The following is a 13,059-nucleotide window of genomic DNA, read 5'->3' as shown; positions in this document are numbered from 1 at the left end:
AAACGGCCCCGGATTCTTTTGAATCTGGGGCCGTCTGCTATCCGTCCGTCTGCTATCAGGCCGAGTGCATCGACTTGGTGGGCCAGGCAATCGTCTGTTCCGGGCTGCTGCCGGGCACAATAATGTCGCGCAAGGTGTAGTTATCCAGATAACTCAGGAACTGGACCAGTGCCTGTTTAAGGATATTGCTCAGATTGCAGCGCCCGCTCAGGATGCAGTGGGTGCCACTGCCCAAACATTCCACCACCGCCAGATCCGTTTCGGTATAGCGCACCAGCTCGCCCAGATTGATGTCTTCCGGCGCACGGGCCAGCCGCATCCCGCCATTTTTCCCGCGCTGTGTCTGAATCCACCCGCCCTTGGCGAGCAGGTGGGTGACTTTCATCAGATGGGCTTGTGAAATCTGGTGGTACTGGGCAATTTCCGCGATGGTACAGAGCCTGTCTTCGTTCTGGCCCAGATACATCAATTGACGCAGGGCGTAGTCGGTAAGGTTGGTCAGGCGCATGATCAGGGCAGTTGCAGCTCGCTGGCCACTTTAGTGGGGTTGTGCTGGAACTGGTAACCAAACCAGAAGCTGCGGGCGATGCGCTGGGCATATTCCAATGCCAGCGCGGCCATGGCCTGGTTTTCACGCTCCTGACAGGTTTCCTTGAAAAGGCGTAGCCATTGTTCAAAGTGGCTGGCCTGAATATGCTTGAGCGACAAATGCTTGGCCATGGGATTGCCATTGAAGCCATCGGTCTTGAGCAATAGGGATGACCAGAACTCTTCCATTACGCCCAGATGCGTATCCCAATCCTTGATGCGCTCGGAGAAAATGGGGCCAAGGACGTCGTCCATGCGGATACGATCGTAAAAGTCCCAGACCAGGTCATGAATTTCCTGGCGGGTACACAAAGGGTTGAGAGCCATAATATTTTGAATTTAAAGATATATATTTTATCTATCTTATTGGTATGACTCATCGGGGTCAAGCCGGAAAGAAAACGCTTGGGAACGGGACATTTTCACGCCGGATTTCACGCTGATTCAACGCTTGCTTTCCTACACTGCTTGCACGTTTCAGCGTATGGATGTTGCGTTTGCGGTGTTTGGCCAGTCTGGCCGGCTTGCAAGGGCTGTACAAGTCTTGAACGGTGCTCTTTAAGAAAGACAAGTATCACCGAAGGTAAATTGCACTGGGCGGTCTGGCGGGCTACGATTACTTTTTGTTGGCTAGACCATGGTTTTGTTACAGCACGGTGCTCAAGGAATAATGATTACAAAACGACAGGCCCAAACGCTTTCTTGCGTTATCCCTGGTTTGAATGAAGCAGAAAACCTGCCCGCATTGCTGCCGGTTTTGGTGGCAAAGTTGCGCGAACTGGTTCCGGACTTTGAAATCATTTTCGTTGACGATGGCAGTACGGACGCAACGCCTTTGGTTATTGAGCAATTGCGTCAAACCTACCCTCAATTGGTCTATTTGCAGTTATCGCGCAATTTTGGCAAAGAGGCGGCGCTGACGGCAGGGCTGGAGGCCAGCCGCGGGCAGGTGGTCGTGTGCATGGATGCGGATTTGCAGCATCCCCCTGCCTTGATCGAAGCCATGCTGGAGCGCTGGTCTACAGGCCTGGAAATGGTCTATGCCGTGCGGGAAACCCGTAACGACGAGACCTGGATGAAGCGGGCGGGCACCAGTTTGTTTTACAAGCTGATGCGCACGTCTAACGGTTTGCGTGTGCCGCGTGATGCAGGCGATTTTCGCTTGATGGATCGCTGTGTCGTTGATGCCTTGATGGCCTTGCCCGAGCGCAGCCGCTTCATGAAAGGCTTGTTTGCCTGGGTGGGTTTTCCGTCCGAACCCATTTACTACTCGCCTGCCGAACGCTTGCATGGTGTCAGCCGATTCCGTCCCACTAAACTATTGCGCTTTGCGGTGGATGGTTTGACGGCATTCACCACCTGGCCACTGCGTTTATTGAGCCTGTTAGGTGCAGTGTTGGCCATGCTGTCTTTCAGTTACGGCTTGTTCATTATCTTCAAGCACTTGTTGTATGGGGATGCCGTCCGCGGCTGGACAACCTTGATTACGGTGGTACTGTTTTTCGCGGGGGTGAATATGCTCTCGCTGGGTGTGGTGGGCGAGTATGTCGCCAGCATCTTTGCCGAGGTCAAGCACCGGCCCTTGTATCTGGTGCATCGTCGCCGGGGGCAGGGACTGGCTCAGGCCTCTGAGCCGGCACCTGACCAGAAGCCGTTAGCGTCCCCCGATCAGGACCCGCAGCAAGGCTGAGGGCAGGCCTGATCGTTTAATTGGCGAACTGCTCTCATTTGTAATTGAACGCTACATCGATATTCTGAATCGCTTCTACAGCTGCGCAAGTAGCTGCCTACCCCTATTGGTTTGGCTTTGAGCGATGAGTATCGATAATTCCTTTTCCTCTTCCGGTGCAACACTACCGCTTGGACAAGCGCGTGGACCGGCCTATTGGTTACGTTGCGGCGTCCAGCGCCTGGGTACGCTCTCTAGTGTTTCCGTGGGGCTGCTGGCACTGCTGTGGTTTGCGTTGACCCTGGGGGCGTACCCCTTGTTGATTCCGGATGAGGGGCGCTATGTCGGCGTGGCCCTGTCCATGCTGGAATCTGGTGATTATCTGGTGCCGCGTCTGGACGGCCTGCCATTTTTCCATAAACCTCCCTTGCATTATTGGCTTACTGCCCTGAGCCTGAAAGTGTTGGGTGTGAATTTTGTGGGTGCTCGTCTGGTACCTGCCTTGATGGCGGCCTTGCTGATTGCCGGTATGCACGCGTTCTTGAAGCGTCATGCCAGCCAGCAACATGCGGGCTGGACGGCTTTGATTCTGGTCAGCAGCCCCTTGCTTTTCGGTGCTTCCCATTACGCCAATCTGGACATGACGGTTGCTGCCTTGATCAGCAGCTGTGTGCTGTTGGGCGGCCATGCTGCCCTGCAGATGGAGCAAGGGCGTTCCTATCGTTGGGCCTTGATGGGGCTGTATGCCACCGCAGGCCTGGCTTTCCTGGCAAAAGGCTTGATCGGGATTTTGATCCCCGGCGGTATCTTGGTGTTCTGGCTGCTGGGTCGAGGACAGTGGCGTACTTTGTTGCGTCTGTTTTCTTTGACAGGCCTGGGAGTCTTGCTGCTGGTCGCCACGCCCTGGATGTGGGCCATGCAGGCGCGCTACCCCGGTTTTTTTGACTATTACATCGTCTATCAGCACTTCCAGCGTTTTCTGGAAACAGGCTTTAACAACCCTCAGCCTTTCTGGTTCTACTTTGCCCTGATGCCTGTTGCCACCTTGGGTTGGACGCCATTCTTGTTCAAGCGCCTTCGTGGTTCTGCTGATACTTCCGATGGTCTGGGAGCGGTACGGGGCTTGATGCTGTCGGCATTGCTGACAGTGTTGGTTTTCTTTTCTATTCCTGCCTCCAAGCTGGTGGGCTATGTCTTGCCTGCCATTGGCCCTTGGGCTTTTTTTCTGGCGGATGTGGTGATTCGCCGCAGTCAGCGGGATGGGGAAGCAAAGGTAGAGCGCTTTGCGGTCTGGAGCCTGGGTGTTTGTGTTGCGATTTGTGCGTTTGCCGTGGTGACGATGATGTTGCGCCCACAGGTCAACAGTCAGGCCTTGGGCCGTGTACTGGCCAGTGAATACCAAAAGGGTGACCGTGTCGTCTTTCTGAATAATTACCGCTATGACCTGGGCTTCTATGTTCCGGGCCTGCAGAACATCAGCGTGATGGGACACTGGGATGATCCGGAAATCATGCGCACCGATAGTTGGCGCAAGGAGCTGCTGGAGGCAGCTCGCTTTGAGCCGCAACGTGGGGCACTGACCTTGATTGATCGGGCAACCCTTCGTCAGCAGTTATGTCGTGACAGCAAGGCGGTCGTCTGGTTGATCGGCTCGCCAGATGCCGTGCGCCAAAGCCAGGTGCTTAACCATGCTCAGCGCCTGTATGAAGACCAGCGTATTGCTCTGTGGCGCTTTGATCACGACGAGTACGAGCTTATGTGCGGCGGAACGCCCAAAGCCGCCCAGCCAGAAACGTCAGCACAGCCAAACCGATAAGAATCAGGCCCAGCAGCAAGTCGTAGCGCAGACCGGAATGATTCAGTAAAAACGCATAGCTGGCTTCGTTGACGGCGAAGCCAGCGGCTGACACCAGAAAAAAACGTGTCAGAGCCGGCAGAAAGCGGGCATTCTGGGAGCGGAATGTCAGCCAGTAGTGGCCACCAAAGGACACCAGGAACGCAATCAGCCAGCCAAAAAGATTGGCCAGCAGCGGAGACAGGCTCAGCGTTTGCACCAGGGCGATTACAATGCCCCAGTGCGTAAAGGCGGCCAAAGTGCCGACCAGTATGAACAGAATGATTTGACGAGACATAAAGCGGAGCGAGCAGTGGCCAAGGACAGGCAGATCAGTATATGCGCGGATGATTTTGGCATGGCCCCCGCCGTGGACGAGGCCATACTGAAATTGGCCCAGGCCCGACGTCTGACAGGAACATCCTGCCTGGTCGATGGGGACAGCTTTGTGCAAAATGCACCAGCACTGCGCCAGAGCACGCTGCAAAAAGGTTTGCACCTGAATTTTACCGAGTTTGCTTCCCAAGCGGGCGTGTATGCCATGCCGCTCAAGCAGGTGATTATCCGCAGCCTGCTGCATCGTCTGGATGATCAGAAGGTCAAGGATAGCGTGGCTCGCCAGCTGGATCGTTTTGAAGAGGTGATGGGGCAGGGCCCGGACTATATCGACGGGCATCAGCACGTGCATCAGCTACCCATGATACGCGAGGCCTTGCTGGCAGAAATGGAGCGCCGTTATACCGCTTCCATGCCTTGGCTGCGTTATACCGGTGCCCAGCGTCTGGCTACGGGCTTCGCTTTTAAAGACAGATTCAAGGCGCAGATTATTGCCGGGCTGGGCTCCAGGGATTTGCTGCGCCTGGCCAGAGCCAAAGGCGTCACCTTGAATACCGGCTTCACCGGCGTGTACGACTTTCAGGGTGGCAAGGAGCGTTACAGCGCCTTGGTCAAAGCCTGGCTGGCGGTGATGCAGCACGGGGACAGCATGATGTGCCATCCCTCCTTGAGCAGCGTGCAGGACGATCCTGTGGGCTTGCAACGTCAGGCAGAGTACGAGGTGCTGGCTGGCGATGAGATGCAGCAATGGCTGAGTCAATACAGTCTGCGCATTGCCTGAGAAGGAAGATCAGGGCGTCTGGGCTGGCTGGCTTTGGCTGCCGTCACCCAGACTGCGCTGCATGATGACCACATCAATCCACTGCTGGAATTTATAGCCTACCGCTGGCTGGGTACCTACATGGGCAAAGCCCAGCGAACGGTGCAGAGCAATCGAGCCCCGGCTGTCATGGCCGGAGATGATGGCCACCATTTGCCGCCACGGGCCTTTCTCACACTCCAGCAGCAATTGTTCCAGCAAGGCTTTGCCCAGCCCTTTGCCAATCTGACCTTGAGCCAGATAGATGGAGTCTTCTATCGTGAAGCGATAGGCCGGGCGGGAGCGATATGTTCCTGCGTAGGCATAGCCCACGATCTGCCCGTCCAGCTCTGCGACCAGCCAGGGCAAATTCTGCTCGCGCACTTGTGTGAAGCGGGCACGCATTTCCTGTTCGTCCGGTGGGCGTTGTTCAAAGGTCGCCGTGCTGTGCAGTACGTGATAAGCATAGATGTTTTGCACCGCTGCCATATCGTCCAACGTGGCCTGACGTATCAGCAAGGCACTGGCGTGATTGCCTTGCGGCAGGGAGGCAGAGAAAGGGACTTGCGTACTATCGGGGGGGAACATACTATTTTTCCTTTGAACTGATTTAGTTTATCCCGATTTCAGGAGTTTCTATGTCCTTCCCGCACCAGTTTTTGACCGAGCAATTGGCCGTCGCCCCTCAATTATCGGGAGAGGACATGCAAGCCGTGGCCGATGCCGGTTTTAAAAGTGTCATCATCAACCGTCCCGATATGGAAGGCGGTCCCGACCAGCCCTTGTCGGCAGACGTGATGAAGGCCGCCCAGGCGGCAGGCTTGCAGGTGGAGTATCAGCCAGTAGTGGGTAGCGCTATTACTTCTGCTGATGTTGCCCGTTTTGGTCAATTGCTTGAAGCCTTGCCAGGCCCGACTTTGGCCTACTGCCGCACGGGTACTCGCTGTGCCGTATTGTTCCGCGCATTGAACGAATCCTGACCTGGCTCAAGGTTCAGGTCTGTACTAGCTTGTCCTGTGCCGGTATGCAGCGGTAAGCTATCTGTCTCCATTCAAAGGGGTTATGCCATGTTCAAGAAAATTCTGATTCCAACTGACGGTTCCGAGCTCTCCTCCCAAGCAGCCAACAAAGGCGTGACCTTTGCCCGCCAAATTGGTGCCGAGGTTCTGGCTTTGCACGTGACGCAGCCATTTGCTGCCACCGTTGGTTTTGATGGTATGGCTGCTGCCTACGCTATCACCGACGAGGACTACGACAAGACTGCCAAGGAACAGTCGCAGAAGTACTTGCAGCAGATTCTGGACCGTGCCGAGACCGCTGGCGTCAAGGCCACTGGTAGATCCGTATCGAATTTCAATGTGGCCGATGGGATTGTGCAGGTCGCTGAGCAAGAAGGCTGCGACCTGATTTTTATCGGTAGCCACGGTCGCAGTGGTCTGTCCCGCCTGTTGCTGGGTAGCGTGACCATCAAGGTGCTGAATATGGCCAAGAACACCGTGCTGGTGTACCGCGTCAAAGAAAGCGATTAATCGTTTTTTTCAGCCCAAAGAAAAAGCCCGCCTAGGCGGGCTTTTCTGTGTCTGCGGCACGTCTTATTGGCTGCGTGGCTCCAGCTGCTGTTTATGGGTCACGACTGCCTGCAAAACAATAGGCAGCAGCTCGCCATCTTCGCTTTTACCGCTGGGATTTTGTTCCACAAAATCCAGCAGGGAGCGACGCATGCGCGGGTCCCAGAATTTCTGGATATGTTCCGCAATCTCGCGCAGTCCTTGCTCCCGATTGCTCAGGATTTCAAAGAACTGACCGATCTGGTTGGCCATGGGAATCAAAGGAACAATGTTCATGGTGATGTGGCCGAGCGTGACTCGGCAGAATTCAGATAGTGGGGATGGCTGTACAGCGTGAAGCTGCGGTCACGGGCAAAGGCGGCCAGCATGACACCCAGTTCATCGGCAATCTGCACGGCATAGGCGGTGGGGGCGGAGACGGCCACCACAAAGTTGATGCCCATGGCAGCGGCCTTCTGGACCATCTCGAAGCTGGCACGGCTGGAGATCAGCACCATGCCAGAGCGGGGATCAATATCGTTGCGCAGCATGTGGCCCAGCAGTTTGTCCAGCGCGTTGTGGCGACCTACATCCTCACGCACGGCCAGGATATCGCCTTGCAGATTGCACCAGGCAGCCGCATGGGTAGCGCCCGTCAGACGATGCAAGGGCTGGCTGGAGCGCAAGGCATCCAGGGCCTGGAAGATGGCAGCGGCATCGGGGCGGTGCTCGGGAGCGTCCAGGCGGGGTAGTTGTCGGCGTACCTCGTCCAGGCTTTCCAGACCACACAGACCACAGCCTGTACGGCCAGCCAACTGACGGCGACGCGCCTTGAGCTGATGCTGGCAAGCACTGGCAATCTCGATTTGCAGCAAGCTGCCGCGCTCGCCTTCCAGCACATCCACGCCGCGTATATCGTCAGCGGTACGGATGATGCCCTCGGTCATGGAAAATCCGTAAGCCAGATCTTCCAGATCACTGGGACTGCATAACAAGGCACTATGGCTGATGCCATTGAACTCCAGAGCCACGGCCTGTTCGCGCGCCAGCGCATCCTGATCCTCTTGGGGCAGGGTGTCAGCTTGTGCTTCTGCTGGGGTACGCGCCTGCCGCCATACGGTGGCAGGGGCGCTGGCATCACGAAAATCTGCCTGGCTCACGTGGGCAACTCCTTAGGGCCTGTTGGGACGCATCATACTTTCGCGACGGCCTCGGCATGCTCATGCGAGTGGCTGTGATCCGCCTGGGCCAAATCCTCGGCCGGGACGGTCTCGCCTTGCAGGAGGCGCTGCTGAATATCGTGGAAACGGTTCCAGCGGTTTTGCCAGGCCGACTCGGAGGTCACGCGCTGAATTTGCACGGCCGTCACCTTGTACTCGGGGCAGTTGGTTGCCCAGTCCGAGTTGTTGGTGGTGACCACGTTGGCGCCCGACTCGGGAAAGTGGAAAGTAGTATAGACCACCCCTGGCTGCACTCGTTCGGTCACCGTCGCGCGCAGGGCGGTCTCTCCCGCACGGCTCTTGACCGAGACTTTGTCGCCACTGCGAATGCCACGATCTTCGGCATCCACCGGGTGAATTTCCAGCAAGTCCTCTGCATGCCAGGCCACGTTGTCGGTACGGCGGGTTTGTGCGCCCACGTTGTATTGCGACAGGATACGGCCGGTGGTCAGTAGCAAGGGGAACTTGCGGCTGCTGCGCTCTTCGGTGGGCACGTACTGAGTCAGCATGAAGCGGCCCTTGCCGCGCACGAACTCGTCGATGTGCATGGTGGGGGTGCCTTCAGGCGCCTGTTCATTGCAAGGCCATTGCACGCTGCCACCCAGCTCCTGGATACGATCGTAAGACACGCCGGCAAAGGTCGGGGTCAGACGGGCGATCTCGTCCATGATCTGGCCGGGATGCTCGTAATTCATGGGGTAGCCCAAAGCACGGGCCAGAGCGCAGGTGACTTCCCAGTCGGCCATGCCCGCCTTGGGCTCCATCACTTTGCGTACGCGCGAAATGCGGCGCTCGGCGTTGGTGAAGGTGCCGTCTTTTTCCAGGAAGGATGAACCGGGCAGGAACACGTGGGCGTACTTGGCGGTTTCGTTCAGGAACAGATCCTGTACCACCACACACTCCATGGCAGCCATGGCGGCGGCCACGTGCTGGGTGTTCGGGTCGGACTGAACAATGTCTTCGCCCTGGCAGTACAGCCCCTTGAAGCTGCCACTCAAGGCGGCGTCAAACATATTGGGAATGCGCAGACCGGGTTCAGATTGCAGAGATACGCCCCAGGCCTCTTCAAACTGCTGGCGTACGCTGGTGTCGGAGACGTGACGGTAGCCGGGGAACTCGTGCGGGAAGGAGCCCATATCACAGGAGCCTTGCACGTTGTTCTGACCACGCAGCGGGTTCACACCCACACCTTCGCGGCCTACGTTGCCGGTGGCCATGGCCAGGTTGGCAATGGCCATCACGGTGGTTGAGCCCTGGCTGTGTTCTGTCACACCCAGGCCGTAGTAAATCGAACCGTTGCCGCCGGTGGCGTACAGACGGGCTGCGCCACGGATGTCGTCGGCGGACACACCGCAGATCTCGGCCATGGCTTCCGGCGAGTTCTGGGGCTGGCTGACAAAGCTGCGCCATTCATTGAAGGCCTCGGTATCGCAACGTTCGGCCACATAGGCCTCATTCACCAGATTTTCAGTGACGATTACGTGGGCCATGGCGGTCAGCATGGCGGTGTTGGTGCCTGGACGCAGGGGCAGGTGATAGTCGGCCTGGATGTGCGGCGAGCTGACCAGTTCAGTCTGACGCGGGTCGATCACGATCAGGCGGGCACCCTGGCGCAGGCGACGTTTCAGGCGCGACGCAAATACGGGGTGAGCGGCGCTGGGGTTGGCACCCATCACGATCACTACGTCGGTGTGCATCACCGAGTCAAAGGTTTGCGTACCGGCGGACTCACCCAGGGTCATCTTCAGGCCGTAGCCGGTAGGGGAGTGACACACGCGGGCGCAGGTGTCGACGTTATTGGTACCAAAGGCAGCGCGAACCAGTTTTTGCACCAGGTAGGTTTCTTCGTTGGTGCAACGCGAGGAGGTGATACCGCCCACCGCGTCACGACCGTGCTGATCCTGAATGCGACGGAACTCGGAGGCGGCGTAATTGATGGCCTCGTCCCACGACACTTCCTGCCAGGGGTCCGTAATGCTCTTGCGTATCATGGGGCTCAGGATACGGTCCTGGTGCGTGGCGTAACCCCAGGCGAAACGACCTTTCACGCAGGCATGACCACGGTTGGCCTTGCCGTCTTTCCAGGGTGTCATGCGAATGACCTTGTCGCCCTTCATTTCGGCCTTGAAGCCGCAACCTACACCGCAATAGGCGCAAGTAGTGATGACGGCGTGCTCGGGTTGCCCCAGATCGATGACGGATTTCTCCATCAGGGAAGAGGTCGGGCAGGCTTGAACGCAAGCGCCACAGGACACGCAATCGCTGCCCAGGAAGCCATCGTTCTGACCGGCGGTGACGCGCGATTCAAAACCACGCTTGTCGATGGTTAGTGCAAAGGTGCCCTGAACTTCCTCACAGGCGCGCACGCAGCGATTGCAGACAATGCATTTGCTGGAGTCGTAGGCAAAGTAAGGGTTGGAATTATCGGTAGTATCGTCCAGGTGGTTGGCACCATCAAAGCCATAGCGCACGCTGCGCAGGCCCACCACACCGGCCATGTCTTGCAGTTCGCAATTGCCGTTGGCAGGACAGGTCAGGCAGTCCAGCGGGTGATCGGAGATGTACAGCTCCATCACGTTGCGGCGCAGCTTGTGCAGGGTGTCGTTTTCGGTTTGGACGACCATGCCTTCTTCCACCAGGGTGGTGCAGGAAGCAGGGTGGCCGCGACGGCCTTCAATGTCCACCAGGCACAGACGGCAGGAGCCAAAGGCCTCCAGCGAATCGGTGGCGCACAGCTTGGGAATATTGATGCCGGCCAAGGCGGCTGCGTGCATCACGGAAGTGCCGACGGGCACTTCAATCAATTTGCCGTCAATGGTCAGGTTGACCATCTCGGTCTGGGTCGAGGCTGGGGTGCCCAGGTCACGTTCGCGTACGGCGACTGTTTCTTTCATGGTGATCTCCGTCTTAGACCTTGGCCAGGTCCTGCTCGGTTTGCGGGGCCAGTCCAAAATCCTGGGGGAAGTGTTCCAGCGCGGACAGGACGGGATAAGGGGTCATGCCGCCCAAGGCGCATAAGGACCCGGAGAACATGGTGTCGCACAGGTCGCGCAGCAGCTCGACATGGTTGTCCATGTCTTCGCGGCGACGGATCTTCTGGATGGTCTCCACGCCACGCGTAGAGCCGATGCGACAGGGGGTACATTTGCCACAGGATTCGATGGCACAGAACTCCATGGCGTATTGCGCCATGTGGGCCATGTCTACTGTGTCGTCAAAGGCCACCAGACCACCGTGACCGACCATGGCATTGATCTTCATGTAGGCTTCGTAGTCCAGCGGGACATCCCACTGGTGCTCGGGCAGATAGGCGCCCAAGGGGCCACCCACTTGCACCGCACGCAAGGGACGACCGCTGGCACTGCCACCACCGTAGTCGTACAGCAATTCGCGCAGGGTGACGCCAAAGGCTTTTTCCACCAGGCCACCGTTTTGCAGATTGCCGGTCAACTGGAAGGCCAGCGTGCCACGCGAGCGGCCCATGCCGTAGTTCTGGTAGTAGGCACCGCCCTTGGCCAGAATCACCGGCACGGAAGCTAGCGACACCACGTTATTGATGACCGTAGGCTGACCAAACAGGCCTTTGATGGCGGGCAGAGGCGGTTTCACGCGCACCATGCCGCGCTTGCCTTCCAGACTGTCGAGCAGAGCGGTTTCTTCACCGCAGATGTAGGCGCCGGCTGCCTTGCGCACTTCCAGATCGAACTCGCAGCCGCTGCCTTGAATGTTCTTGCCCAGCCAGCCTGCTGCGCGCGCCGCCACAATGGCTTCGTTCAACGCTTGCACGGCCAGCGGGTATTCGGAACGCACGTAGATGTAGCCATAGGTCGCACCTACAGCCAGACCGGCAATCGCCATGCCTTCAACCAGGCACAGCGGATCGCCTTCCATCAGCATGCGGTCAGAGAAGGTGCCCGAGTCGCCTTCGTCGGCATTACAGACAATGTATTTCTGCTGTGCCGGAGTGTTGAGTACTGTGTTCCATTTGATGCCGGTCGGGAAAGCCGCACCGCCACGACCACGCAGGCCGGAGTCGGTCACTTCTTTCACAATGGCGGCCGGTTCCATGCTCAGCGCCTTGCGCAAACCTTCGAAGCCACCACAGGATTGGTAATCGGCTACGCTGACTGGATCAATAATCCCTACACGGGCAAAAGTCAGGCGTTCCTGATTCTTCAGGTAGGGGATGGCATCTGTCAGACCGTGGCACAACTTATGTGCACCGCCTTGCAGAAAACCAGCGTCGAACAGACCGGGCAAATCTTCAGTCTGGACAGGGCCGTAAGCCACACGGCCTTCTGCCGTTTGCACTTCCACCATGGGCTCCAGCCATAGCAAACCGCGCGAGCCATTGCGCACGATCTGTACGTCCAGGCCGCGCTCCTGGGCTTGGGCAGCCAGTTGCTGGGCAATTTCATGCGCGCCCATGGCGACCGCTGCGGTGTCGCGCGGAACGTAAACGGTAATGGTGCTCATGACTGGGCCTCCTGGCTGCTTAGCAGGGCGTCCAGTTTTTCGGGAGTGACGCGGGCATGGGGAACGCCGTCCAGCATGACAGCGGGGGATTGGGCGCACAGGCCCAGACAGTAGACGGGCTCCAGCGTGTACTGGCCATCGTCGCTGTTTTCATGGAAGTCGCAGTTCAGGCGGCGACGGGCATGAGCCGTCAGCTCCAGTCCGCCCCGCGCCTGACAGGCTTCAGCCCGACAGATTTCCAGAGTATGAGTCGCGTGGGGCTGGGTGCGGAAGTGGGCGTAAAAAGAGATAACGCCATGAATTTCCGCCCGGGACAGCGCCAGCTGTTCAGCCAGTACCGGCACCACGGACTCGGGAATACAGGCAATCCGGTCCTGAATCGTGTGCAAAATAGGCAACAGGTTACCTTTTTGGCCGGCGTGCTCCTGCACGGCCTGCAAGGCGACCTCTTCAGGAGTCAGGCCGGTCAGGTCCTGCTCCTGGTGATGAGGGGTTGTTTGCATGTCCTGTGTGCGCGGTGCCCGAATAGGGTGCCTGCGCCTCCATATTTTTTATGCACAGCGGTGCATATTATTTGACAGTGTTTTCCC

Annotated in this window: 14 protein-coding genes; 5 read left to right on the top strand and 9 right to left on the bottom strand. The window is 57.8% G+C overall.

The features are described 5' to 3' along the window. Positions 1 to 55: 55 nt before the first annotated feature. Together U2949_RS04565 and U2949_RS04560 are read right to left on the bottom strand one after the other, a co-directional pair. Entirely contained in the window at positions 56 to 508 is a 453-nt protein-coding gene (locus U2949_RS04565; RefSeq protein WP_009463896.1) for an RrF2 family transcriptional regulator, read from the bottom strand. Between the two features lie 2 nt (positions 509 to 510). Then, positions 511 to 915: a group III truncated hemoglobin gene (locus tag U2949_RS04560; RefSeq protein WP_026485076.1), complete on the bottom strand. Its 405-nt coding sequence runs from the start codon at positions 913 to 915 to the stop codon at positions 511 to 513. Between the two features lie 343 nt (positions 916 to 1,258). On the opposite strand from U2949_RS04560, the gene U2949_RS04555 reads away from it, so the two are divergent. Both U2949_RS04555 and U2949_RS04550 read left to right on the top strand, forming a co-directional pair. Beyond that, a complete protein-coding gene (locus tag U2949_RS04555; protein WP_321286385.1) occupies positions 1,259 to 2,278 on the top strand; it encodes a glycosyltransferase family 2 protein in 1,020 nt (339 codons plus the stop codon). Positions 2,279 to 2,402: 124 nt separating this feature from the next. After that, positions 2,403 to 4,073: an ArnT family glycosyltransferase gene (locus tag U2949_RS04550; RefSeq protein ID WP_257723837.1), complete on the top strand. Its 1,671-nt coding sequence runs from the start codon at positions 2,403 to 2,405 to the stop codon at positions 4,071 to 4,073. Here the strand turns inward: U2949_RS04550 and U2949_RS04545 are convergent. Beyond that, positions 4,012 to 4,389, bottom strand: a complete 378-nt coding sequence (locus U2949_RS04545; RefSeq protein WP_022983235.1) for a GtrA family protein — start codon at positions 4,387 to 4,389, stop codon at positions 4,012 to 4,014. The two genes, U2949_RS04550 and U2949_RS04545, sit on opposite strands and share 62 nt — an antisense overlap. Before the next feature lie 60 nt (positions 4,390 to 4,449). Here U2949_RS04545 and U2949_RS04540 point away from each other — a divergent pair, with 60 nt between their 5' ends. Beyond that, on the top strand, positions 4,450 to 5,208 hold the full coding sequence (locus tag U2949_RS04540; protein ID WP_407654162.1) for a ChbG/HpnK family deacetylase: 759 nt from the start codon (positions 4,450 to 4,452) through the stop codon (positions 5,206 to 5,208). A gap of 9 nt (positions 5,209 to 5,217) precedes the next feature. Here the strand turns inward: U2949_RS04540 and U2949_RS04535 are convergent, their stop codons facing one another. Then, positions 5,218 to 5,814 (bottom strand): GNAT family N-acetyltransferase, encoded by a 597-nt coding sequence (locus U2949_RS04535; RefSeq protein ID WP_022983233.1) that lies wholly within the window; start codon positions 5,812 to 5,814, stop codon positions 5,218 to 5,220. A gap of 50 nt (positions 5,815 to 5,864) precedes the next feature. On the opposite strand from U2949_RS04535, the gene U2949_RS04530 reads away from it, so the two are divergent. Together U2949_RS04530 and U2949_RS04525 are read left to right on the top strand one after the other, a co-directional pair. Continuing rightward, positions 5,865 to 6,206 (top strand): protein tyrosine phosphatase family protein, encoded by a 342-nt coding sequence (locus U2949_RS04530; RefSeq protein ID WP_009463890.1) that lies wholly within the window; start codon positions 5,865 to 5,867, stop codon positions 6,204 to 6,206. Positions 6,207 to 6,293: 87 nt separating this feature from the next. After that, positions 6,294 to 6,755 (top strand): universal stress protein, encoded by a 462-nt coding sequence (locus U2949_RS04525; protein ID WP_009463889.1) that lies wholly within the window; start codon positions 6,294 to 6,296, stop codon positions 6,753 to 6,755. Between the two features lie 63 nt (positions 6,756 to 6,818). On the opposite strand, the gene U2949_RS04520 is transcribed toward U2949_RS04525, so the two are convergent. The 5 genes from U2949_RS04520 to U2949_RS04500 are packed head-to-tail and all read right to left on the bottom strand — an operon-like array spanning position 6,819 to position 12,972. Next, positions 6,819 to 7,070, bottom strand: coding sequence for a formate dehydrogenase subunit delta (locus U2949_RS04520; RefSeq protein ID WP_009463888.1), 252 nt, complete (start codon positions 7,068 to 7,070; stop codon positions 6,819 to 6,821). After that, positions 7,067 to 7,933 carry a formate dehydrogenase accessory sulfurtransferase FdhD gene (gene fdhD / locus U2949_RS04515; RefSeq protein WP_026485082.1) on the bottom strand — a complete coding sequence of 289 codons (867 nt, stop codon included), beginning with the start codon at positions 7,931 to 7,933 and terminating at the stop codon, positions 7,067 to 7,069. The genes U2949_RS04520 and fdhD overlap by 4 nt, the downstream gene beginning before the upstream one ends. A 32-nt stretch (positions 7,934 to 7,965) precedes the next feature. Next, on the bottom strand, positions 7,966 to 10,887 hold the full coding sequence (fdhF, locus tag U2949_RS04510; protein ID WP_137430701.1) for a formate dehydrogenase subunit alpha: 2,922 nt from the start codon (positions 10,885 to 10,887) through the stop codon (positions 7,966 to 7,968). Between the two features lie 13 nt (positions 10,888 to 10,900). Beyond that, entirely contained in the window at positions 10,901 to 12,469 is a 1,569-nt protein-coding gene (locus U2949_RS04505) for a formate dehydrogenase beta subunit (RefSeq protein ID WP_239055134.1), read from the bottom strand. After that, positions 12,466 to 12,972, bottom strand: coding sequence for a formate dehydrogenase subunit gamma (locus U2949_RS04500; protein ID WP_026485085.1), 507 nt, complete (start codon positions 12,970 to 12,972; stop codon positions 12,466 to 12,468). The genes U2949_RS04505 and U2949_RS04500 overlap by 4 nt, the downstream gene beginning before the upstream one ends. Positions 12,973 to 13,059: the final 87 nt, after the last annotated feature.

Origin of the sequence: Alcaligenes phenolicus, assembly GCF_032063905.1 — a bacterium.
Taxonomy (GTDB): domain Bacteria; phylum Pseudomonadota; class Gammaproteobacteria; order Burkholderiales; family Burkholderiaceae_B; genus Alcaligenes; species Alcaligenes phenolicus.
Note: the sequence above shows the minus strand (reverse complement) of the source record. Positions and strands in the feature narration are given on the sequence as shown.

What these genes read in the sequence shown, in the direction of transcription:
- U2949_RS04530 (WP_009463890.1), top strand. Translation starts at nt 5,865, where the DNA reads ATGTCCTTCCCGCACCAGTTTTTGACCGAGCAATTGGCCGTCGCCCCT.
- U2949_RS04540 (WP_407654162.1), top strand. Translation starts at nt 4,450, where the DNA reads ATGGCCCCCGCCGTGGACGAGGCCATACTGAAATTGGCCCAGGCCCGA.
- U2949_RS04525 (WP_009463889.1), top strand. Translation starts at nt 6,294, where the DNA reads ATGTTCAAGAAAATTCTGATTCCAACTGACGGTTCCGAGCTCTCCTCC.
- U2949_RS04520 (WP_009463888.1), bottom strand. Translation starts at nt 7,070, where the DNA reads ATGAACATTGTTCCTTTGATTCCCATGGCCAACCAGATCGGTCAGTTC.
- U2949_RS04500 (WP_026485085.1), bottom strand. Translation starts at nt 12,972, where the DNA reads ATGCAAACAACCCCTCATCACCAGGAGCAGGACCTGACCGGCCTGACT.
- U2949_RS04535 (WP_022983233.1), bottom strand. Translation starts at nt 5,814, where the DNA reads ATGTTCCCCCCCGATAGTACGCAAGTCCCTTTCTCTGCCTCCCTGCCG.
- U2949_RS04550 (WP_257723837.1), top strand. Translation starts at nt 2,403, where the DNA reads ATGAGTATCGATAATTCCTTTTCCTCTTCCGGTGCAACACTACCGCTT.
- U2949_RS04560 (WP_026485076.1), bottom strand. Translation starts at nt 915, where the DNA reads ATGGCTCTCAACCCTTTGTGTACCCGCCAGGAAATTCATGACCTGGTC.
- U2949_RS04555 (WP_321286385.1), top strand. Translation starts at nt 1,259, where the DNA reads ATGATTACAAAACGACAGGCCCAAACGCTTTCTTGCGTTATCCCTGGT.
- fdhF (WP_137430701.1), bottom strand. Translation starts at nt 10,887, where the DNA reads ATGAAAGAAACAGTCGCCGTACGCGAACGTGACCTGGGCACCCCAGCC.
- U2949_RS04505 (WP_239055134.1), bottom strand. Translation starts at nt 12,469, where the DNA reads ATGAGCACCATTACCGTTTACGTTCCGCGCGACACCGCAGCGGTCGCC.
- U2949_RS04565 (WP_009463896.1), bottom strand. Translation starts at nt 508, where the DNA reads ATGCGCCTGACCAACCTTACCGACTACGCCCTGCGTCAATTGATGTAT.
- U2949_RS04545 (WP_022983235.1), bottom strand. Translation starts at nt 4,389, where the DNA reads ATGTCTCGTCAAATCATTCTGTTCATACTGGTCGGCACTTTGGCCGCC.